We start from the raw sequence: 19,625 nt of genomic DNA, 5'->3' as shown, positions 1-19,625 counted from the left end.
TTCCGGGGTTGAGCGTTTTAGGTATTGCGTGTGAGGGCTTAGCGCTTGGCTGGCAGGAGCCTTGAAAGTCCGACGGCGGGAATCACCATAAGTGCCGCCATCACCGCCCAGGGCCAGACGGCATCAGGTCCCGGTTGGGAGGCGCCTGAGTACAGCGGTCCCAGGGCAAAGTTGCCCAGCAGCACCGCACAGCCGCCCATGCTTGCTAGAAATCCGTAGTAAATGCCTGTCCGGCGACCACGGGCAAAGTCCAGGACCAGCGGCATGGCCACCGGCCCGATGCACATGTGCCCGAGGCAGAGCCCCACCACAAGCAGCAGCGGCGGCAGGAGCTGCAGTGTGCCGGTGGCCGGAAGCTGGGCGAGCATGGCCATGGTGGCGAAGGCCAGGCCTTTCAGGAGGAAGCCCGCCGTCAGGGCCAGTCCAGCGCCCATCCTGGTTGTCACCCGGGAGATTGGCCATTGCAGCGCAACGGTGAGGATGGAGGCGGCGGCGAACAAACCGGCCAGTGCCTCCGGTCCAGCGCCGCTTCTGGTCAGTTCGATGGGAAGTCCGAAGTAGAGCTGGTTGTAGGCCAGCAGGTTCACGCTGTAGAGGGCGGCGAAGGCTACAAAGCGCTTGTCCCGGAGCATCGCCGCGACCCCGTCACCGCGCGTGACGGAGGAGGGCGGCACGGATGGGGAGTGCTTGTCCGCCTCGCCGTTTGCGGCTGCGGCGGGCACGCTGCGCCACAGCACCCCTGTCATCACGGCAAAGACCGCCGCCCCGGCCAGCGCGGCCCAGCTGAAGGAAAGCCCCAGCAGCAGGGCGCCCACCAGCGGCCCGGCTACGGCCCCGATCTCTCCGCAGATGGCGAGAAGCGCAAAAAGTGCAGGTGCCTTCCCACTGGTGTCCCGCCGTCGTTCCTCCGCCTTGCCAACCAACGTTTCCAGGGCAGGGGAGAACAGCGCGCCACCCATCCCGGTAAGCACGGCGCCCAGGAGGAACAGCGGAAAGCTGCCGGCCATGGCCAGGGTGAGGTAACCGGAAATGCGGACCAGGCAGCCCGCCAGCATGGCCCGCCGTGGCCCAAGGCGGTCGGTGATCATGCCGCCCACCAGGAAGAGCCCCTGCTGGCTGAAGACGCGGGCGCCCAGGACCACACCCACGGCGGTGGCCGTCATGCCGAAGTCCTGGGTCATCACCAGCGCGAGGAACGGGACCACGGCATAGAAGCCAATGTTGAAGACGAGCTGGCTGGCGAGAAGGAGGCCAGGGGCCGGGCGGGGCTTTGTTGCTGCCAGGTCTATGGCGCTGACTGCAGTCACAGGGCAACCGCCGGGACAGTGCCTTGGAGCTGCAAACCTGCCGACGCCTTCACTAGTTCGACGGCGGCCGGGCTGGCGGGGTTCTCCAGCACCTGGTCCGTTGGCCCATGTTCCACAATGCTGCCTTTTGCCAGGACGGCGGTGGTGCCGCAGATCCGGGCGGCTGTTGCGAGATCGTGGGTTACCAGGAGCATTCCCAGGCCTTCCTCCCGCACCAGGCCGTCCAGCAACGAAAGGACGGTATCCCGCAGGGGGAGGTCCAGGCCGCTGACGGGCTCGTCGGCCAGCAGGTACGACGGCGAGACAACCAGCGCGCGGGCGATCGCCACACGCTGGTTCTGGCCGCCGGACAGCTCTCCCGGGCGGCGCCCCATCAGGGTGGCCGGCACTTCGACGCGATCCAGCGCCTCGCCGATCAGCGACCGGTGGTTTCCCTCCACCCGGAGCTGCCGGAGCGGTTCCATCAGCAGTTGCGAAACGGTCATCCGGGGGTCGAGGCTTCCGGCCGGGTTCTGCGGGATGTACTGCACCGCGCGGCGGTACCAGCGAAGAGCCCGGGCGGGTCCGGGACTAACCGTCCGGCCGTCGAGCATCACGGTGCCGGCAGAGGGGTTTGCCAGGGCCAGGAGAATCCGCACCAGGGTGGACTTGCCGGAGCCGGAACTCCCCACAAGCGCCGTGCTGGTTCCGGGAGTCAGGCTCAGGCTGACGTTTGCCAGCGTTTCCGTGGGTTGCCTGTGGCGGAAGCCGCGGGAGGGGTGGGCGAAGGAGATTCCGTGCGCGGTAAGGGCGGCCGTCATGCTGCCGCCGCTGTGTCTGCAGTGGCGAGCAGTGCCCGGGCCGCAAGCATCGGGGCCCCCGTGGCTGCTTCCACTAACCGCCGCGTGTAGGGGTGGCGCGGGTTTCGCAACAGTTCGGCCATCGGTGCCTCTTCGACGATCCGGCCGCCCTCCATCACCAAGGCGCGGCTGCACAGAGACGCGGCGGCCGGAAGGTCATGGGTGATAAAGAGGAGGCTGCGGCCTTCGGCTCCCCACGTGCGGAGGGTCGCAAGGACCTTGGCCTGGGTAACGGCGTCCAGGGCTGTAGTGGGCTCGTCTGCCACGAGGGTACGGCTGCCGCAGGCCAGGGCCAGGGCGATGCAGACTCTCTGCAACTGCCCGCCGGAGAGTTCTCCGGTGTAGCGGAACAGGATCGCTGTGGGGTCCGCAATTCCGGCCTGCACCAGGAACCGGGCTGCTTGGATCCGCGCGTCGGCCCGGTTGAGGCCGGACCTGCGCAACGGAATGAGGAGTTGTTTGCCCACGGGAACCAGCGGGTTGAGGGAGGTTTGGGGGTCCTGGCGGATGAGTGCCGCGTTGCCTGTGCCTGCAGCCGTTCTGCCTGGCGCGGCAGACTCGCCGCAGAAGGAAACCTCGCCGCTGGCGGTGATCCCGTCCGGAAGGGTTCCCGTCAGGGCCGACGCGGTCAGCGACTTGCCCGACCCCGAGGCGCCCAGCAGCGCGACGCCCTCGCCGGCCTGGATGGAGAAGGTCAGGGGGTGCACCAGCGGTCGGCCCGCGTGAGTAAGCGCGAAGTTTTTCACGGAGAGGGCGGGTGCAGGCATGGGGACATCGTTTCGTGGCAGGACTTTCGGATCGGTCCTCATACTAACAATAATCATTCGCATTTAAGCAACACGATGTCCTCGTTGTGCCCCTTCAAACAAATCGAGTGCTCCGTAACTGCCCTTATGAAGCTTCAAAAGGGCAGCTACGGAGCACTCGATTTATGACTAGGCGTAAGCGTTGACCAGGCGGACTGCGCCGCCGTCCACACCCTTGGCGCCCTGCACGTAGTCCGGACCGGACTTGAGGATCGACTCGGAATCCTCGGTGACGGTGCCCATGACCCAGGACGGCAGGCCGCGGTCGTTCAGGCGGGAGACTGCAGCATCAGCGGCGTCGGCTGAAACGATGGCCACCATGCCGACGCCCAGGTTCAGGGTGCGCTCGAGGTCTGCCAGCGGAACGTTGCCCAGTTCGGACACCAGCTTGAAGATGGCTGGCAGTTCCCAGGTGGAGCGGTCCACCGTGGCCACAAGGCCCCGGGGGAGTACGCGGGCCAGGTTGGCGGCCAGGCCGCCGCCGGTCACGTGGCTGAAGCCGTGCACTGCCGAAGCGCCGGTGACGGGAAAGGTGCGCGCGAGGTCCAGGCAGTCCGCCGCGTACACGCGGGTGGGCTCGAGGAGTTCCTCGCCCAGGGTGCGGCCGAGTTCGGAGACCTGGCGGTCAAGCGCCCAGCCTGCGTGGTTGATGACACGGCGCACCAGGGAGTAACCGTTGGAGTGCAGGCCGGAGGAGGCCATGCCAATCACCACGTCGCCGGCGCGGACCCGGTCCGGTCCCAGGAGCTGGTCAGCCTCGACAACGCCGGTGGCTGCGCCCGCGACGTCGTACTCGTGCTCGCCCAGCAGGCCGGGGTGCTCGGCCGTTTCGCCACCGACCAGCGCCGTACCGGCTACGGAGCAGGCTGCTGCGATGCCGCGGACAATGTCGGCGATGCGCTCGGGAACCACCTTGCCGCAGGCGATGTAGTCCGTCATGTACAGCGGCTCTGCGCCCACCACCACGATGTCGTCCACCACCATGCCTACCAGGTCGAAACCTATGGTGTCGTGGATGTCCATGGCCTGGGCGATGGCGACCTTGGTGCCTACGCCGTCGGTGGACGTTGCCAGCAGGGGCTTCTTGTAGGTCAGGAGCCTGGAGACGTCGTAGAGGCCAGCGAAGCCGCCCACTCCGCCGATTACCGAGGAATTGTGGGTGGCCTTGACGGCACCCTTCATAAGCTCGACGGCGCGGTCGCCGGCTTCAACATCGACGCCTGCGGAGGCGTAGGTGATGCCGGAGGTGTTGCCGGAGGCGGGGGCAGCGGAAGTCATACGGACTCTTTCTTGTCAGCGCCGGCGGCGGCGTGTACGTCTGGCACGAGGTCGGCTTCGGTCAGCAGGTTCTCAAACTCGGAGTCCGGTCCGGGATCGCAGCCAGTGGCGCCGGACTTCTCCGCGGGGTCCACCTGGGGATCCACGGCAAGGGCCGCGGTGACACCCGGGAGGGCGGACGGCGAGGGCTTCAGGCCGCCGAGGTCCGTACGTTCCAGCAGGTTTTTACCCAGTTTGTCCGAGCCGGGAAGCTCGATGGGGTACTTGCCGGTGAAGCACGCGGTGCACAAACGTTCCCGCGGCTGCCGGGTTGCCCCGATCATGCCGTCCTCGGAAATGTAGGCCAGGGAGTCGGCGCCGATGGCCTGCGAGATCTCCTCGATGGTGGCGCCGTTGGCGATCAGCTCGGCGCGGGAGGCGAAGTCGATGCCGTAAAAGCAGGGCCACTGCACGGGCGGGGAGGAAATCTTGACGTGGACCGCGGCGGCACCGGCCTCGCGGAGCATCCGGACGATGGCGCGCTGCGTGTTGCCGCGGACGATCGAGTCATCCACCACCACCACGCGCTTGCCGCGGATCACGGACTCCAGGGCGTTCAGCTTGAGCCGGATGCCCAGCTGGCGGAGCGTCTGCGAGGGCTGGATAAACGTACGGCCAACGTAGGAGTTCTTGACGAACCCGTGGGCGAAGGGGATGCCGGATTCTTCGGCGTAACCCACGGCAGCCGGGGTGCCGGACTCGGGAACCGGAATAACGATGTCCGCAACCTGCGTGTTTTCGCGCGCCAACTGGCGGCCCATCTCCACGCGAGACTCGTACACGGAGCGGCCGGCGATGGCGGCGTCCGGACGGGCAAGGTAGACGTACTCGAAAACGCAACCGGCCGGCGTCGGCTCCGCAAAGCGCTGGGAGCGAACGCCTTGCTCGTCGATGGCGATGAACTCGCCGGGCTCGATTTCACGGATGAAGCTGGCGCCCACAGTGGCGAGTGCGGACTGCTCGGAAGCAACAACCCAGCCACGTTCCAGCCGGCCGAGGACCAGCGGGCGGATGCCGTAGGTGTCGCGGGCGGCGTAGAGGGTGCCTTCATCCATAAAGACGAAGCAGAAGCCGCCCTTGATCTTCGGCAGCAGCTCGATGGCGGTTTCTTCGAGGGTCTTGCCGGGCTCGCCTTCCAGGAGTGCCGTGACCAGGGCGGTGTCCGAGGTGTTGCCCTGCTTCATCTCGCCGGTGAGCTGATCGCCGTTGCGTTCCTGGATCATGGCGTTGAGTTCGGCCGTGTTGGTGAGGTTGCCGTTGTGCGCCAGGGCCACGGTTCCGGTGCTGGTGGCGCCAAGGGTGGGCTGGGCGTTGGCCCAGTGGCTGGCGCCGGTGGTGGAGTAGCGGCAGTGGCCCACTGCCAGGTGACCGGTGAGGGTGTTCAGGGTGGTCTCGTCGAAGACCTGGGAGACGAGTCCCATGTCCTTATAAACGTTGATCCGGTTGCCGTCGCTGGTGGCTATACCAGCGGACTCCTGACCGCGGTGCTGCAGTGCATACAGCCCGTAATAGGTTAGTTTTGCTACTTCTTCACCTGGTGCCCAGACTCCGAAAACGCCGCAGGCGTCCTGCGGGCCTTTTTCGCCAGGGAGAAGATCATGGGAAAGTTTTCCATCGCCGCGTGCCACTGGTCGATTATCTCACGACATGGGGTAAGACTTTTCCGGCTGCCCGTTTGTGACCGTGGCTATGGCTGGGAATCTGTATCCGGCTCGGAGTCGGGCACGGACTCCACCACCGCCCGCTGCTGCCGCTTGACGCTGCGGCGGTCCAGGATCAGCGCCAGTACGGCACCCAGAACCGCGCCGGCGCCGGCGAACAGCACCAGGAAGAATCCGAACACCGAGCCGGGGTCAAAGCTCTCGCTCGCCGGCAGCCCGTACGCCACCGCGGCGGCCACCCCCACACCCACCAGTGCGCCCAGGATCAGGAACGGCACATACTTTGGCGCGCGGCGGACGGTGATCTCGCGGCGCTCCGCGGGGGGTTGTTCAGAAGCCATGCCTTAAGCCTACATTTCCCCGTTGCCCTATCACTTACGGCTGTTGGGACCCCGGTTTGGGGACCGAAAGTGATGGGGCAACCAGGGGGTTAGCTGCCGCGGTACGTGGAGTAGGCGAACGGGCTAAGCAGGAGCGGGACGTGGTAGTGCTCGGGGCCGGTGACTTCGAACACCAGGTCCACCTCGGGGAAGAACGTGGCGGTCTGCAGGCCGGCGTAGTAGCTGCCGGTCGCGAAGTTGAGCTTGTAGTGTCCGGGTTCCAGTTGCTCCGGGCCCAGATCCTTCGCGCGGCCGTCGGCGTCCGTGGTGGAGCCTGCTAGTTCCTGCCAGCTGCTGCCGTCGTTTTTGTAAAGCACGACGGCGACCCCCGCCGCCGGGCGTCCGGCGCCTGTGTCGAGGATATGGGTAGTGACGTGGGAGACGCTCATTCGGTAATCAGTCCTTCAAGCCGCAGTACGGCAATCTCGCGCAGCTGCTGGGCCACGATGGTGTCTTCTTCGGCGGGGGAGTTTTCCAGCCGCTCCTTCAGGGACTGCAGGATTTCGGAGGCGGTGCGGCCGGCGGCGCGGATCAGGAAGACGCGGCCGAACTTTTCCTCGTAGTCCCTGTTGCCCTGGGCCAATGCCTCCGCCAGGGCGGTGTCCGCGGGATCCACCCCAGCCTGCTCCGAGCGGGACATGGACGCCTCGGTGGTGGCCGCCGTCGGACGTTCGCCGATCCGGGGGTGGTGCGCCATGGCGGACTCAACCTCGGCTGGGGTGAAGGGGTCCGCGGCCTCGGCCGCAAAAGCCAGGAGCGAGTCCGTGGACGGGAAGGGCCGGGCTGCGGCGACCGTGTCCACCCAGCGCTTGACGTCAATGCAGGGTCGAAGGGTGTCCGCGGCCCGGGCGGGGTCCGCAGTGTTGAATTCGGCAAGCTTCATGCTGCTGGTTCCTCGGTGACAAATGCTGGCATCCATGGCGACGGCTATGCGGAGGCCGGACTTCCCGGCGCCCGAGCACCGGACAGTACCGGCTTCAGGCTTCCGCATCATGGAACTGTTATTTCAGCATACGTAATATTGAAGTAGAGCATGGGGGTGGTGTCAAGAGACTACAGCAGCTGTCAGGCCCAGCCGGTATTATCACGGGAGAGCCGCAGGCTCAACGACAATGCTGGGGAGAATAAAAGAATACGGACGGGACGGCTATGAAAATGCTGACCGATCAGGACGCCGCGCGGGAGCTTGGGCTGCGGGAGTACGGGCTGATACCTACTACCGCCGGAGAGACGCCGGTGCTGACTGACGCCCAGGCCAGGAGCGCGCTGGACAACCTGGTGCGGCTGGCCGCGTCCTTGTGCGGGGTGCCCTACGGCGTGGTCAACATCATCACTTCGGACCAGCAGTTCCAGATCGCGGCCTCAGGAATCGACCCCCGGATCTGCTCGCGCGAGGACTCCATGTGCGCCACGGTCTTTCTGGCCGGTGGGACAACCGTGGTCCGGGACGCCTCGCAGGACCCGCGCTTCGCGGCAAACCCCTTCGTTAGCGGGGAGAAAGCCGCCGTCCGCTTTTACGCCTCCGTGCCGCTGGAGACCTCCTCTGGACTGGTCCTGGGATCCCTGTGTGTTTTCTCCAACAGCCCGGAACTTCCCACACTCGAGCAGCTAAGCCTCCTGGAAGTACTGGCCCGCCAGGTGGTGGAGCTACTGGAACTGCAGCACCGCACCCTGCAGCTCAATGATGCCCTGGCCGAGCTGGAGCGCAGCAACGCCATGCTGGCCGAGTTCGCCGGGCGGGTCAGCCACGATCTTCGTACGCCGCTCACCACCATCCTGGGGTACGTGGAGCTGGCCGAGGACGATCCGGACATCCATTCGGACAATCCGGCTGTGGAGTACCTGGAACACATCGGCAGCGGTGGGCGGCGCATGCTGGTTACGCTCGACGACGTCCTGGACTACTCCCGCGCCGATGGAAAACTGAACCCGGAACGGCTCTCCCTGCTGGCCGTAACTGCGGAAGCGGCCCGGGACCTGGGCATTGACCTTGGCCTTGCCAGCGGCATTCTGTGCGAAGATGCCCGGCTCTTCGCAGACCGGGCCCAGCTCCGCACCCTGCTGCAGAACCTCCTGGCCAACTCGCTGAACTACCAGAGCCCCGGACGGGGGCTGCGGGTCGCCGTCAGTGCTGAGGCAGGGCCCAAGGGCATGTCCCTGCGCGTCGCCGATAACGGAAAGGGAATCCTCCCGGAAGACCGCCCCAGAGCCGTAGAGCCTTTGGTGCGGCTGAACCGGCCCGGCGACGGTCCCGGGACTGGTCTGGGCCTGGCCACGTGCCGCCGGATCGCGCAGGCGCACGGCGGAGAGCTCACCATCAGTGACACTCCCGGCGGCGGGGCCACGGTTTCGGTGACGTTCCCGGTGCAACGCTAGGGCGGCCCGCCCCTCCCGCTTCAGCTTGCCCGGCCCGGCGGGAATCAGCCCTGGGACGTCCGGGTCAGCACCCAGGTGTTGGTCCCGTCCTGCCGCTCGAACGTAACGGTGGTGACAAGCGCCTGGATCAGCGCCAGCCCCCGGCCGGACTCGGCGTCCTCGTCCGGCGTTGCGGGTTCCATCGGCCCGAACGGGGGCTTGGCGTGGTAGGCGCTCACCCGGGCCTGCAGCAGCGTGGGCTGGACGGAAATGTCCACGCCGAGGTCCACCGGGTCCTGCCCGGCTGGCTCTGCATGCTGGACGATGTTCGACGCCGACTCGATGACCGCCGTCGTAAACGTCATCTGGTCCATGTCCTGCACAAAGGGGACGTCGAGCCAGAGGCTGTCGAGGTGGTTATGGACGGACTCGATGGCGTCCTCGGACGCCGGCCCGCGGAAGCTGCGGGACGCCAGGACCTTAGTCATCGCTGAACGCCTCTTCCGCCGATCCGTACGCGGTGAGGACCTTGTCCATGCTGGTCAGTTGCAGGACCATCTTCACCTGCGGCTGGACAGCCGCGATCCGCAGGTCGCCGCCCGCCTGCCGCGCCGCCTTCAGGCAGCCGATCAGCGCGCCCAACCCTGAGGAGTCCATAAACGCCGTGTTCTCCAGGTTCACCACGATCCGGTTGGACGCGCCGGCGATAACGTCGGTGACGAATTCGCGCAGCTTGGGCGCGGAGACCATGTTCAGCCGGCCGTCCGCCTTGACCTCCGCGTACGAGTCCTTGACCTCATAGCTAAACTCCATCGGGATTCCTCTCTGTGTTTATGAGAACTACGGCTTCTGCGGCCGGTTCATAACCCTTGTAAAGCACTGCCCGCACCAGGATGCTCATGACCACCAGGTCGAAGATGACCCAGGCGACGTTCACCAGCGTGCCCAGCGGTTCGGCCAGTCCGTTGGCCAGGCGGATAATTCCGACGACGGCGGCCACCGCCAGCAGTACGGACACCGTGATCTGTGGCTGGATCAGGCTCCAGCTGGGTCCGCCGCTCTGGCGCGCCTTGGGGGTGACGGCAAAGCCAAGGGGACGGCCGAACCAGACGTTCCGAGCCGCCGTCGAGCAGGCCTTGATCCAGGTGGGGAACAGCGCCAGGCTGTACTGCTGGCCGCGCCAGGTGGGGATGCCCCGGCCGGCGACGGCGAACAGCAGCTGGTTGACCAGCATGAAGGGGATGAACCGGATGAAGAAGTCCCAGCTCAGGCTTGTGACCGGCAGGATGCCCAGCAGCAGGTAGATGATGGGAGCGGCGAAGTAGACGACTGCTGCATAGCCGCTGAGGTAGGTCCACATGGTGGCGAAGTACATCAGCCGCTGGCCCAACTTGAGGCCCCTCTGCACCAGCGGGTTTTCGCGGAGGAACACCTGGATGGTGCCCTGGGCCCAACGGAGGCGCTGCGTGAGCATCGTCTTGAGGTCCTCCGGCGCCAGCCCATACGCGAGGATTTCGTGGTGGTAGACGCTCGCCCAGCCCATGGCATGCATCCGCATTGCGGTGGCCATGTCCTCGGTGACGGAGATGGTGGCCAGCGGCATGACCGGCTGGGCTTCGTCATTGCGTTCCACGGACAGCGCGTCCAGGACGGCCTGCACGGATTCGAGCGCACCCAGGGGGGACCAGTCGCGGGCGGACATGCGCTGCACAGCGTCATCAGCCACCACCGGGACGCCGGCCTCGCCCACGTGGGCCAGTTCCATGGCGGCGATTTCCTCGAGGTCCGCCTGGAGGGCTTCGACGTCGGCCATCACGAGGGTCTGCACGGCGGCGTCCACGCGGCGGCGTACCCGGTAGGTAATTTCACTCAGGGCCCCGCCGGCGTCCAGTTCCTGCTGGGCTTCGCGGGTGGCCTCCTCAACCTCGTCCAGCACCTTCGCCACCAGGGGCGTCTCCATGTCCGCGGACTTCCGGGCCTGCTTTATTGCGGAGCGGGAGGCCGCGAGCGCCCGGCGGATGCTTTTCTCGGTTTCCTTGACGTAACCCACCAAGCCCAGCTGCATCAGGGCTTCGCGGCGCAGGATCGCGTTGGAGCCACAGAAAAAGGCGGCATTCCAGCCGTCCTTGCCCTGCTGGATGGGGCCGTAGAAGAGGGGCGCCTGGCTGCCGAGGGGATCGTCGGCCGGGACGTTGCTGAAGTACTGCGGTGTCTGGACCAGCGCCACCCGGCGGTTGTTGAAGTAACCGAGTGTCTTTTCGAGGATGTCCGGCTCGGGGATCTGGTCCGCGTCCAAAATCAGGAGGAACTCGCCGTGCGTCTGCATCAGGGCGTTGTTCAGGTTTCCGGCCTTGGCGTGCCGGGGCAGGTTTGAGGTCCAGTCCTCGCTGCGGGTGACGTAGCCCAGACCGTGCTCCTCGGCGAGGGTCTTCAGCTCAGGGCGCGCGCCGTCGTCGAGGATCCAGGTGCTGTGCGGGTGGCGGATCCTCTGGGCGGCGAGAGCCGTAGTCATCACCATGTCCAGGTCCTCGTTGTACGTGGTGATGAAGACGTCCACGGTGGCATCATGCGGTGGCGGCGGGGCGCCTTTGCGGATCTTCAGCTTCCACACCGTCATGCCGAACAGCATGACGTCGATGAGGCTGTAGGTTTCGGCGATCACCAGGGGCACGGCGATCCACCAGGCGTCCCAGTTCAGCGATGCAAGCCAGCGCCAGGCGATGTAGTTGACGCCGGTGATGACGGTCAGCACCACCACCAGCCGGGTGAGGAACCGGCTCATCCAGCTGCTTCTTCGGGCAGCCTGCGGACCACCACCACCGTGACATCATCCTCAGCGGTTTCGGCCGGGGCCAAGGCAAGGATGGCGCTGCTTGCTGCCTGGGCCGACTCTTGGCTTTGGGTGGCGCTGCGGACGGCGTCGGTGAAGTCCTCCACGGACTCGAAGACGTCCAGCACGCCGTCGCTGACCACCACCAGGGAATCGCCCGGGGCGAGTTCGAGGTTGGACTGCGGCCACTCAGTTCCTGCCCAGGCGCCGACGGGCGGACCAGCGGAGGGGAGGCGTTCAGCAGCACCGCCGGACCGGACATGCAGCGCAAGCCCGTGCCCGGCGTCGACAAAGCTGACTGTCCCGGAGGCTGCGTGCAGCCGCGCGTGGAACAGGGTGACAAAGGAGTTGGAGGAGTCCAGGTCCGTGGCGATCGCCTTGCTGGCGGAGGCGAAGGCGCCGTCCAGGTCCTGCCGGTGGCCTGTGGAGCGCATGACGGCCCGGACTGTTGCCGCGATAAGCGCGGCGCCCATGCCTTTGCCCATGGCGTCGGCGAAGGTCAGGTGCAGCCCGTCCGGGGTCTGGTACCAGTCGTAGAAATCCCCGCCCACGCTGCGGGAGGGGCGGAACATGCCGGCGACGTCGTAACCCTCAACTCGGATGTCTTCCTTGGGAAGGAGGCTTTGCTGGACTTCGGTGGCGCGTTCCAAGTCACTGCGGGCGGCCGAATCCGCTGCGGCGGACGGGCGCCGACGGAAGAGGGCGTTGATCCGGGACTGCAGCTCGCGGGGGCTGAACGGCTTGCTGATGTACTCGTCGGCCCCGTTGTCCAGGCCGGTCAGCTTGTCCAGCTCATCGGCACGGGCTGTGAGCATCACAATGAAGGCGTCCGAGAACTGGCGGAGCTGCTTGCAGACTTCCAGGCCGTCGATGTCCGGCAGGTTCAGGTCCAGGGTGACCAGGTCCGGCTTGCGGCGGCGGACTTCCTCCACGCCAGACAGGCCAGCCCCCGCCTCGGTGACGTCGAAACCCTGCTTGACCAGGACACGGACCAACAGGCCGCGAATGTCCGGGTCATCCTCAATGACAACGGCACGGCGGGGTTCGGGGGGAGAGACCATAGCTCTACTTCTACCGTATTTACAGCACCAGGGCATGTCGCCGGGCCTGTTGCTGTTTGTCGCCTTGTTGAAGGGAGATGCGAAACGTGGCTTCGGCTTCAGGCGCCTCCGGGGATCTTGTGCAAATCTTGGGACCTGCTTGCCCGGACGTTGAGGATGTCCCGGGACACTCGGAGGCAGGAAACAGCTTCTGAAGGACGAGGGTCAAAGACGACCCGTCTGGAGGCTGGACGGCTCGCAGGAGGGCGGAGCAGCCATGGGACACGTCAACATCAAGGACCGGACGACGGCGGATGCCGCCGCCTGCCCCTTCCTTGCCTGTGCGGAGCCGGCTGGTGTTGAACCTGGCGGTGCCGAGCCGGCGACCGGGGGACCGGAGGCGGGAGCGCAGCCGCGCGAACTGTTGCGGACGGTTCTGGACAAGGGCAGGGCGCTCATGCGCGTCTACTTCCACTCACGGAAAGTGCGCGCCGCAGCCAATGCCCTTGCGCAGGCCCTTGCCGAATCAAGGGAGGCGTCCAGCTGGCCCGGGGACCGGCTACCGGTCGGCGAGGAGATGTCGGTGCAGGTGGAGAAGCTGACGCACCGCCTGAAGCTGGAAACTGAGGCGCATTACAGGCTGGAGGCGCTCTTCAGAAGTGTGAATTTGGGGCGTTCCGCCGCGGCAGTTTAACCCGGCGGGCGCCTAGTTCTGTGGCTGCCTAATCCTGCAGGTCCAGGCGCATCAGCACCCGCGGGAAACCGTTGAGTACGGATTCCGTTTCCGCAGCCTTAGTGAAGCCGGCGTCCTCGAAGAGCTTTCGCGTGCCGACGTAGGCCATGGTGAGGTCCACTTTTCGCCCGCCGTTGTCCACCGGATAGCCCTCGATGGCCGGCGCCATGTAGCTACGGGCAAGCTCGACGGCGCCTTTCAGCAGGTTATGAGAAATCCCTTTGCCGCGGTGCCCCGGCCGCACGCGGATGCACCACACCGACCACACATCCAGCTCGTCCACGTGCGGAATCTTCCGGTTCCCGGCGAAGCTGGTGTCCGCGCGTGGGTGGACCCCAGCCCACCCGACGACCTCGCCGCCGTCGTACGCCAAGACCCCCGGCGGTGGATCTTCGGCTACCAGCTGTCTCACCAGGTCCCCGCGCTCCGTCCCGCGCAACGACAGGTTCTGCTTGGACGGAATGCGGTAGCTCAGGCACCAGCAGACATTGGCGTCGGGCTGCTTGGGGCCCACCATCGTCCTGACGTCCTCGAACTCGGTAGCCGGACGGACCTCGATCGCCATGCGGCCATCCTGTCACCGGGCTGTGTCACCCGCAACGGCGGCGGGAGCAGCGCTAGACTGAAGAACAAAGCAACAGCAGGAAGGCATGGCGGGTTCAATGAACGATAAGCTGCACCTCACCCCGGAAGACCAGTTCCCGGAGGACTTGGAAAACGTATCGGACAACGAGTTACAGGTCCTGGACAGCCGGATCCAACGTCAGCTCGACCACGAAATGGTGGCTGACGGGGAATCTAACAATGAAACGGAATTCCGCCACTACGAACTGGACGAGGAATTCCAGGACCGCGACAAACGCTGACTGCTCCCGCTGGGTCCTGACCCTGTTCGCTCCTGTCGGTTCTCATTACACTGGGACGCATGACCGAGCAGGAACCGGCCCGGGCCAGGGCTGCTGCGGCTTCCGACGGCGGGGAAGGCCATAGCGAGGACGTCACCGTCACTTCCAATCCAGTTGAAAACGGGGAGGCCGCGCCCTTGGCGGAACCCCACGCCGTCGACACCTCCCTGCGCAGTCCGGCAGAAAGATCCCGCACCTTCACCGGGATCCTGGTGAACACTGCCCTCGCCAACATCACCACCAGCTACTTGTGGTTTGCGCTGACGTTCTGGGTGTACCTGGAGACTCGCAACGTGATCGCCACCGGGGTGGTGGGCGGCGCGTACATGCTGTTGATAGCTCTTTCCAGCATCAGCTTCGGCACCTTCGTGGACCGCTACAGGAAGCTGGCGGTCATGCGCTTCGCGGCCGTCTTTACCCTGGTGATGTTCATGCTGTCCGGGGTGATGTTCCTGCTGACGCCGGTTTCCTCGCTGCTGGACCTGATGCAGCCGTGGTTCTGGATCTTCACCCTGATCATCCTGATCGGTGCGGTGGTGGAGAACATGCGCAACATTGCGCTCTCCACCACTGTCACCATCCTCATCGAACCAGACCGCAGGGCCAACGCCAACGGGCTGGTGGGCATGGTGCAGGGGCTGATGTTCCTCATCACCTCGGTGCTCTCCGGGCTGTCGGTGGGGCTGCTGGGCATGGGCTGGACCGTCGCCGTAGCCGTTGTGCTCACGGCGCTGGCCTTTGCGCACTTACTCACTCTGCGCGTGCCCGAGGAAACGCGCGTCGCGGCCACCGATGCGCACGGCGGATTCGACCTTCGCGGCTCCTACGCCGCCGTGCTGGCCATTTCGGGACTGTTCGCGCTGATCCTGTTCTCCACCTTCAACAACTTCATTGGCGGCGTCTATATGGCGCTGATGGACCCCTACGGCCTGGAGATGTTCCCTGTGGAGCTCTGGGGGATTTTCCTGGCGGTAGGCTCCAGCGGTTTCCTCATCGGCGGGGCGCTGATCGGCAAGTTCGGCCTCGGTTCCAACCCGCTGCGGACGCTGCTTATTGCGGTGGTGGCCATGGGTTTCCTCGGCGCGGTGTTTACCCTGCGTGAGTGGGCCTGGCTGTACATCGTGGGGATTTGGTTATACCTGACGCTGGTGCCCGTTGTGGAGGCCGCCGAACAGACGGTCATCCAGCAGGTGGTTCCGCTGCCACGGCAGGGAAGGGTGTTCGGCTTCGCGATGGCGTTCGAGTCCGCGGCGGCGCCGGTCACTTCGTTCCTTATTGCACCGGTCGCCCAGTTCTGGATCATCCCCTACGCGCGGTCGGCCGACGGCGCTGCCCAGTTGGCCCCGCTGCTGGGCGAGGGTACCTCCCGGGGCATTGCCCTGGTGTTCCTGGTGGCGGGGATCATCATGGTCATCGCCGCACTGCTGGCATTCCTCACGCCGGTCTACCGCCGGGTCTCGGCCGAGTACGCGGAGGCGGCAGCTGAGGCGCCGGAAACGGCCGACGCCGAGCCTTAAACACCGGAAGCTCCCGCAGGATGTGCGGGAGCTTCCGGGGAAAAGCTGCGGGACTTGTTAGAGCGTCCGAGGAACGTTGCGGAAGCTGCGAGAGCGTCTGGGAAAGGTTAAATCCCCAGGGCTTCCTTCAGCGCAGCGACGTGGCCGTCGGCCTTCACTTGGTACTGCGCGAGCGTGACCTTGCCTTCGGGGTCCACCACTACTGTGGAGCGGACAATGCCCTCAACAATTTCGCCATTGACCAGCTTCTCGCCCCAGGCGCCGTAGGCCAGGGAGACCACGTGGTCGGGATCCGAGAGCAACGGGAAGGTCAGGGAGAAGTCGCCGGTGAAGCCGGCCAGGGCCTCCGGGGCGTCGGGGGAGATGCCGACGACCTCGTAGCCCTTGCCCTGCAGCGAAGCCAGGCTGTCGCGGAAGTCGCAGGCCTCGGTGGTGCAGCCGGGGGTGGCGGCCTTGGGGTAGAAGTACACAATGACGTTTTTGCCACGGTAGTCGGCCAAGGCAGTCCCACGGCCCTGGGCGTCCTGAAGGGTGAAATCAGGGGCCTGGGTTCCCGGCTGAAGCTTGGTGGTCAAGGTCTGGCTCATGGCGTTCCTTTGGAAGTCTTTGTCAGGTAATGGCAAAACATCAAGTGAAGCGGGTTGCCGCTTAGTCATACAACTCCGGCGTCATATGCAGTATTCCGCCGGACCCCGGACAGTTGCGCAGGAACCGGGTACAAACCGGTATCCGCCGCCCCGGATGGTGGCCACGGCGTGACGCGCATTTCCGAGTTTCCGCCGGATCCGGCCTACGTACACGTCGATGGACCGGGCCGAGGCGCCCGGTGTTTCAAACGAATCCAGGAACTCCTGGAGTTCCTCCCTGCCCACTGTGCGGGACAGGTGGGTCACCAAGTACCGGAGCACCTTGAACTCGACGCCCGTCAGCGGTACGGGACGGCCGTCCAGCAGGACTTTATCGGCGGCGAGGTCCACGGCAACCCGGCTGACGGGGCCGGCCGACGGCGGCAGGCGCGTGCCGCCGTCGTCCTCGCTGAGTGCCCCGCCCGCAGGTGCCTCGCCGGGAGCGCCGGGGTCCTCCGCCGCGGAAGGAGCGCGAGAGGAGTGGTCTGCGGCTCCTTCCGCAGCGGCGGAGACCCCGGACGTTGGAGCTCCGGCGGCAGGCCAATGGACTTCCGCCTCCGGAGCAGTTTGCAGGGCCCGGGTAAGGACGAGCCTTGCGGCGCGGGCCATCAGTTCGGGGCTGGTGCCATCCTCGGGCACCACCCACACAGCGAGGCCCCGGGCAGTCGCCGTTTGAACGGCAGCCGCCCTTTGCGCGGCGGCGCCCGTGCCAGCTAACCGGGGCCGCGCCACCGTCCTCGGATGGAGGGCTTCCACTGCCATGGCGCGTCCCTAGACTCCGCCGCGGCGGATCAGCTTGCCCGTGGGCGTCTGACCGTCCACCACGGCGCCGCGCAGGAAGGTTTTGCGGACCACACCGGAAAGGGCCTTGCCGTCGTACGGGGTGATGGGGTTCTTGTGCTTGAGCTTGGACACGTCCACAACGAAGGCTTCATCGGGGGCGAAGATGGCGAAATCGGCGTCGTAGCCCAGCGCCAGCTGGCCTTTGTTGGAGAGCCGGGCCAGGGCTGCCGGCTTTTCGCCCATCCAGGACACCACCTGCTCCAGCGGAATGCCTCGGTGCCGCGCTTCCGTCCAGATCAGGGACAGGCCCAGCTGCAGCGACGAGACGCCGCCCCACGCCACGGCGAAGTCACCGTTCTCCAGGTCCTTCAGATCCAGTGTGGAGGGGGAGTGGTCCGAGACGATGCAGTCGATGGTGCCGTCCTGCAGGCCCTGCCAGAGCAGCTCGCGGTTGGAGGCTTCGCGGATGGGCGGGCAGCACTTGTAGGCCGTGGCGCCGTCGGGGATTTCTTCAGCCATCAGCGTGAGGTAGTGAGGGCACGTCTCAACGGTGAGCTTCACGCCGTCGCGCTTCGCCGACGCGATCATAGGCAGCGCGTCCGACGACGAGAGGTGCAGGATGTGCGCACGCGCACCGGTCCAGCGGGCCCGCTCGATGACCTCGGCGATTGCTTTGTTCTCGGCGCCTCGGGGGCGGGAGGCGAGGAACGTGGAGTAGTGGTCGCCGCCCGGGTGCGGAGCGCGGTCAATGGCGTGGGAGTCCTCGGCGTGGACGATCATGAGGGAGTCGAAGGACTTGAGCTCGGCCATGTCCTCCTCCATCTCGTCCGCGTCCAGGTGCGGGAACTCGTCCACGCCGGAGTGCAGGAGGAAGCACTTGAATCCGAACACGCCTTCGTCGTGCAGGGCGCGCAGGTCACCCTTGTTGCCGGGGATCGCACCGCCCCAGAACCCGACGTCGATGAACGCCTGGTCCTCGGCCACCTCACGCTTGAGTTTCAGGTTTTCCACGGTGGTGGTGGGCGGGACGGAGTTCAACGGCATGTCGATGATGGTGGTCACCCCGCCTGCTGCCGCGGCGCGGGTGGCGGAGGCGAAGCCCTCCCACTCGGTGCGGCCGGGCTCGTTGACGTGGACGTGGGTGTCCACCAATCCGGGAATCAGGGTCTCTTCGTCGGCCAGTTCAATGACCTCAGCGCCGGCCAGGCCGTTGCCCAGCGGCTCGAGTGCCACGATCTTCCCGCCGCGGACGCCCACTTCGCGCGGAGCCAGGCCGGCAGTGGTGAGGATGCGCTGGCCGCGGATGACCAGGTCAAAACGTTCTTCAGACATGGAGGTCCTCCTTGGTGGTCGCGGTGCGGGACAGCGTGTTCGCCGCCAGCCGTCCGCTGATCTGCGTGCCCAGCTGTTCCAGAAGCTGCGCTGCCTCTGCTATGCACCTGTCTACATTGCTTTCGAGCTCGGTTAAAGCGTAAACGTCCTCAAATCCGGCGGCACGTGCCTGGCTGTCTTCAAGGGTGGTCCGTCCGCACACGGCGATGACCGGGACGCCCTGCCCGGCCGCTGCCCGGGCAACGCCCATGGGCGTCTTGCCCAGCAGGCTCTGCTCGTCCAGGCTTCCTTCACCGGTGATCACCAGGTCGGCGCCGGCCAGCCGTTCCGCCAGTGCGGTGAATTCGAGCACGACGTCGATGCCCGGGCGGCGGGTCGCGGCCAGGGCGGCGATGGCGGCGTAGCCAACGCCGCCCGCTGCTCCGGCTCCCGGGGCTTCCGCCGCCTTGATGGCGCGGTGACCGATTTCCCTGGCCAGGACTTCGACAAACCTGGCCAGGGCGGCGTCGAGCAAGCCGACGTCCTGTTGTGTGGCGCCCTTTTGCGGGCCGAAAATCACCGCGGCGCCTTGGGCGCCCAGCAGGGGATTGTCGACGTCGGACGCCAGCACAAAGCGTGTGTCCTTCAGCCGGGCGTCAAACCCGCTGAAGTCGATCCGGTCCAGGCGGGCCAGGGCGGCACCGCCTGCCGGAAGTTCGTTGCCCTCGGCATCGAGGAATGTCGCGCCAAGCCCCTGCAGGATGCCGGCGCCGCCGTCGGTGTTGGCGCTGCCGCCCACGCCGAGGATGATCCGGTTGCAGCCGGCGTCCAGGGCGGCGCGGATGAGCTGGCCGGTACCCAGGCTCGTGGCGGTGCGGGCCGCCGCGGGGCCTGGCCGTCCCCCAACCAGCGCTCCGGCGGGGAGCAGGGCCAGGCCCGAGGCGGCCGCCATTTCAATAACGGCCTCATTGCCCCGGACGGCAAAGTCGGCCGTAACCGGTTCGCCTGTGGGTCCGGCAACCACGGCGCTGCGGCGGGTGAAACCGGAGCCGACGGCGGCGTCCAGGGTGCCCTCACCGCCGTCGGCTACTGGAATGCGGACGATGTCAAGGTTGCCGCCAGCCCCGCGCTGCAGGCCCTTTTCAAGATGGGCGCAGACGTCCGGGGCGGACAGGGATCCTTTGAACTTGTCCGGGGCAATGATGATGCGCATGC

General features: G+C 66.3%; 21 protein-coding genes. 4 read left to right on the top strand and 17 right to left on the bottom strand.

From position 1 onward, the window contains the following. Positions 1-38 precede the first annotated feature (38 nt). The 8 genes from CXQ88_RS07470 to uraD all read right to left on the bottom strand — a co-directional run bounded on the left by CXQ88_RS07470 (position 39) and on the right by uraD (position 7,193). A complete protein-coding gene (locus CXQ88_RS07470) occupies positions 39-1,307 on the bottom strand; it encodes an MFS transporter (RefSeq protein ID WP_104043533.1) in 1,269 nt (422 codons plus the stop codon). Continuing rightward, entirely contained in the window at positions 1,304-2,107 is an 804-nt protein-coding gene (locus CXQ88_RS07465) for an ABC transporter ATP-binding protein (RefSeq protein WP_104043532.1), read from the bottom strand. The genes CXQ88_RS07470 and CXQ88_RS07465 overlap by 4 nt, the downstream gene beginning before the upstream one ends. Next, positions 2,104-2,913: an ATP-binding cassette domain-containing protein gene (locus tag CXQ88_RS07460; RefSeq protein WP_104043531.1), complete on the bottom strand. Its 810-nt coding sequence runs from the start codon at positions 2,911-2,913 to the stop codon at positions 2,104-2,106. The genes CXQ88_RS07465 and CXQ88_RS07460 overlap by 4 nt, the downstream gene beginning before the upstream one ends. 168 nt (positions 2,914-3,081) lie before the next feature. Next, entirely contained in the window at positions 3,082-4,230 is a 1,149-nt protein-coding gene (gene purM / locus CXQ88_RS07455) for a phosphoribosylformylglycinamidine cyclo-ligase (protein ID WP_104043530.1), read from the bottom strand. Beyond that, a complete protein-coding gene (purF, locus tag CXQ88_RS07450) occupies positions 4,227-5,897 on the bottom strand; it encodes an amidophosphoribosyltransferase (RefSeq protein ID WP_104043529.1) in 1,671 nt (556 codons plus the stop codon). Before purF ends, purM begins: the two co-directional genes overlap by 4 nt. A 59-nt stretch (positions 5,898-5,956) precedes the next feature. Continuing rightward, positions 5,957-6,271: a hypothetical protein gene (locus CXQ88_RS07445; protein ID WP_104043528.1), complete on the bottom strand. Its 315-nt coding sequence runs from the start codon at positions 6,269-6,271 to the stop codon at positions 5,957-5,959. An 89-nt stretch (positions 6,272-6,360) separates the two neighbouring features. Continuing rightward, entirely contained in the window at positions 6,361-6,699 is a 339-nt protein-coding gene (gene uraH, locus CXQ88_RS07440; RefSeq protein ID WP_104043527.1) for a hydroxyisourate hydrolase, read from the bottom strand. After that, positions 6,696-7,193, bottom strand: coding sequence for a 2-oxo-4-hydroxy-4-carboxy-5-ureidoimidazoline decarboxylase (uraD, locus tag CXQ88_RS07435; protein ID WP_104043526.1), 498 nt, complete (start codon positions 7,191-7,193; stop codon positions 6,696-6,698). Before uraD ends, uraH begins: the two co-directional genes overlap by 4 nt. 266 nt (positions 7,194-7,459) lie before the next feature. Between uraD and CXQ88_RS07430 the strand changes: the two genes are divergently transcribed. Then, entirely contained in the window at positions 7,460-8,686 is a 1,227-nt protein-coding gene (locus CXQ88_RS07430) for a GAF domain-containing sensor histidine kinase (protein WP_104043525.1), read from the top strand. Between the two features lie 44 nt (positions 8,687-8,730). On the opposite strand, the gene CXQ88_RS07425 is transcribed toward CXQ88_RS07430, so the two are convergent. Genes CXQ88_RS07425 through CXQ88_RS07410 form a run of 4 tightly spaced genes read right to left on the bottom strand, consistent with a single transcriptional unit; the run spans position 8,731 to position 12,556 of the window. Further along, the gene (locus tag CXQ88_RS07425; protein ID WP_104043524.1) at positions 8,731-9,153 is read right to left on the bottom strand and encodes an ATP-binding protein; all 423 of its coding nucleotides are present in this window, start codon (positions 9,151-9,153) and stop codon (positions 8,731-8,733) included. Beyond that, a complete protein-coding gene (locus CXQ88_RS07420; protein ID WP_104043523.1) occupies positions 9,146-9,478 on the bottom strand; it encodes an STAS domain-containing protein in 333 nt (110 codons plus the stop codon). Before CXQ88_RS07420 ends, CXQ88_RS07425 begins: the two co-directional genes overlap by 8 nt. Further along, a complete protein-coding gene (locus CXQ88_RS07415; protein ID WP_104043522.1) occupies positions 9,468-11,447 on the bottom strand; it encodes a glycosyltransferase family 2 protein in 1,980 nt (659 codons plus the stop codon). The genes CXQ88_RS07420 and CXQ88_RS07415 overlap by 11 nt, the downstream gene beginning before the upstream one ends. Continuing rightward, positions 11,444-12,556, bottom strand: a complete 1,113-nt coding sequence (locus CXQ88_RS07410; RefSeq protein WP_104043521.1) for a PP2C family protein-serine/threonine phosphatase — start codon at positions 12,554-12,556, stop codon at positions 11,444-11,446. Before CXQ88_RS07410 ends, CXQ88_RS07415 begins: the two co-directional genes overlap by 4 nt. A gap of 256 nt (positions 12,557-12,812) precedes the next feature. On the opposite strand from CXQ88_RS07410, the gene CXQ88_RS07405 reads away from it, so the two are divergent. Beyond that, positions 12,813-13,229: a hypothetical protein gene (locus CXQ88_RS07405; protein WP_258061725.1), complete on the top strand. Its 417-nt coding sequence runs from the start codon at positions 12,813-12,815 to the stop codon at positions 13,227-13,229. A 28-nt stretch (positions 13,230-13,257) separates the two neighbouring features. On the opposite strand, the gene CXQ88_RS07400 is transcribed toward CXQ88_RS07405, so the two are convergent. Next, entirely contained in the window at positions 13,258-13,833 is a 576-nt protein-coding gene (locus CXQ88_RS07400) for a GNAT family N-acetyltransferase (RefSeq protein WP_104043520.1), read from the bottom strand. Positions 13,834-13,930: 97 nt separating this feature from the next. Between CXQ88_RS07400 and CXQ88_RS07395 the strand changes: the two genes are divergently transcribed. Further along, the gene (locus CXQ88_RS07395) at positions 13,931-14,134 is read left to right on the top strand and encodes a hypothetical protein (RefSeq protein WP_104043675.1); all 204 of its coding nucleotides are present in this window, start codon (positions 13,931-13,933) and stop codon (positions 14,132-14,134) included. A 59-nt stretch (positions 14,135-14,193) separates the two neighbouring features. Beyond that, positions 14,194-15,690 carry an MFS transporter gene (locus CXQ88_RS07390; RefSeq protein ID WP_104043519.1) on the top strand — a complete coding sequence of 499 codons (1,497 nt, stop codon included), beginning with the start codon at positions 14,194-14,196 and terminating at the stop codon, positions 15,688-15,690. 107 nt (positions 15,691-15,797) lie between these two features. Here CXQ88_RS07390 and bcp read toward each other — a convergent pair whose 3' ends face one another. From bcp to CXQ88_RS07370, 4 genes are all read right to left on the bottom strand, one after another. Then, positions 15,798-16,277 carry a thioredoxin-dependent thiol peroxidase gene (gene bcp, locus CXQ88_RS07385; protein ID WP_104043518.1) on the bottom strand — a complete coding sequence of 160 codons (480 nt, stop codon included), beginning with the start codon at positions 16,275-16,277 and terminating at the stop codon, positions 15,798-15,800. A gap of 81 nt (positions 16,278-16,358) precedes the next feature. Beyond that, entirely contained in the window at positions 16,359-17,078 is a 720-nt protein-coding gene (locus CXQ88_RS07380) for a winged helix-turn-helix domain-containing protein (protein WP_104043517.1), read from the bottom strand. Between the two features lie 9 nt (positions 17,079-17,087). After that, positions 17,088-18,431 carry an allantoinase AllB gene (gene allB, locus CXQ88_RS07375; protein WP_104043516.1) on the bottom strand — a complete coding sequence of 448 codons (1,344 nt, stop codon included), beginning with the start codon at positions 18,429-18,431 and terminating at the stop codon, positions 17,088-17,090. Continuing rightward, on the bottom strand, positions 18,424-19,623 hold the full coding sequence (locus CXQ88_RS07370) for a glycerate kinase (RefSeq protein WP_104043515.1): 1,200 nt from the start codon (positions 19,621-19,623) through the stop codon (positions 18,424-18,426). Before CXQ88_RS07370 ends, allB begins: the two co-directional genes overlap by 8 nt. Between the last annotated feature and the right edge of the window lie 2 nt (positions 19,624-19,625).

The organism is Arthrobacter sp. ZGTC412 (genome assembly GCF_002929215.1).
Classification (GTDB): Bacteria; Actinomycetota; Actinomycetes; order Actinomycetales; family Micrococcaceae; genus Arthrobacter.
This window is presented reverse-complemented; position numbering and strand designations above follow the sequence as displayed.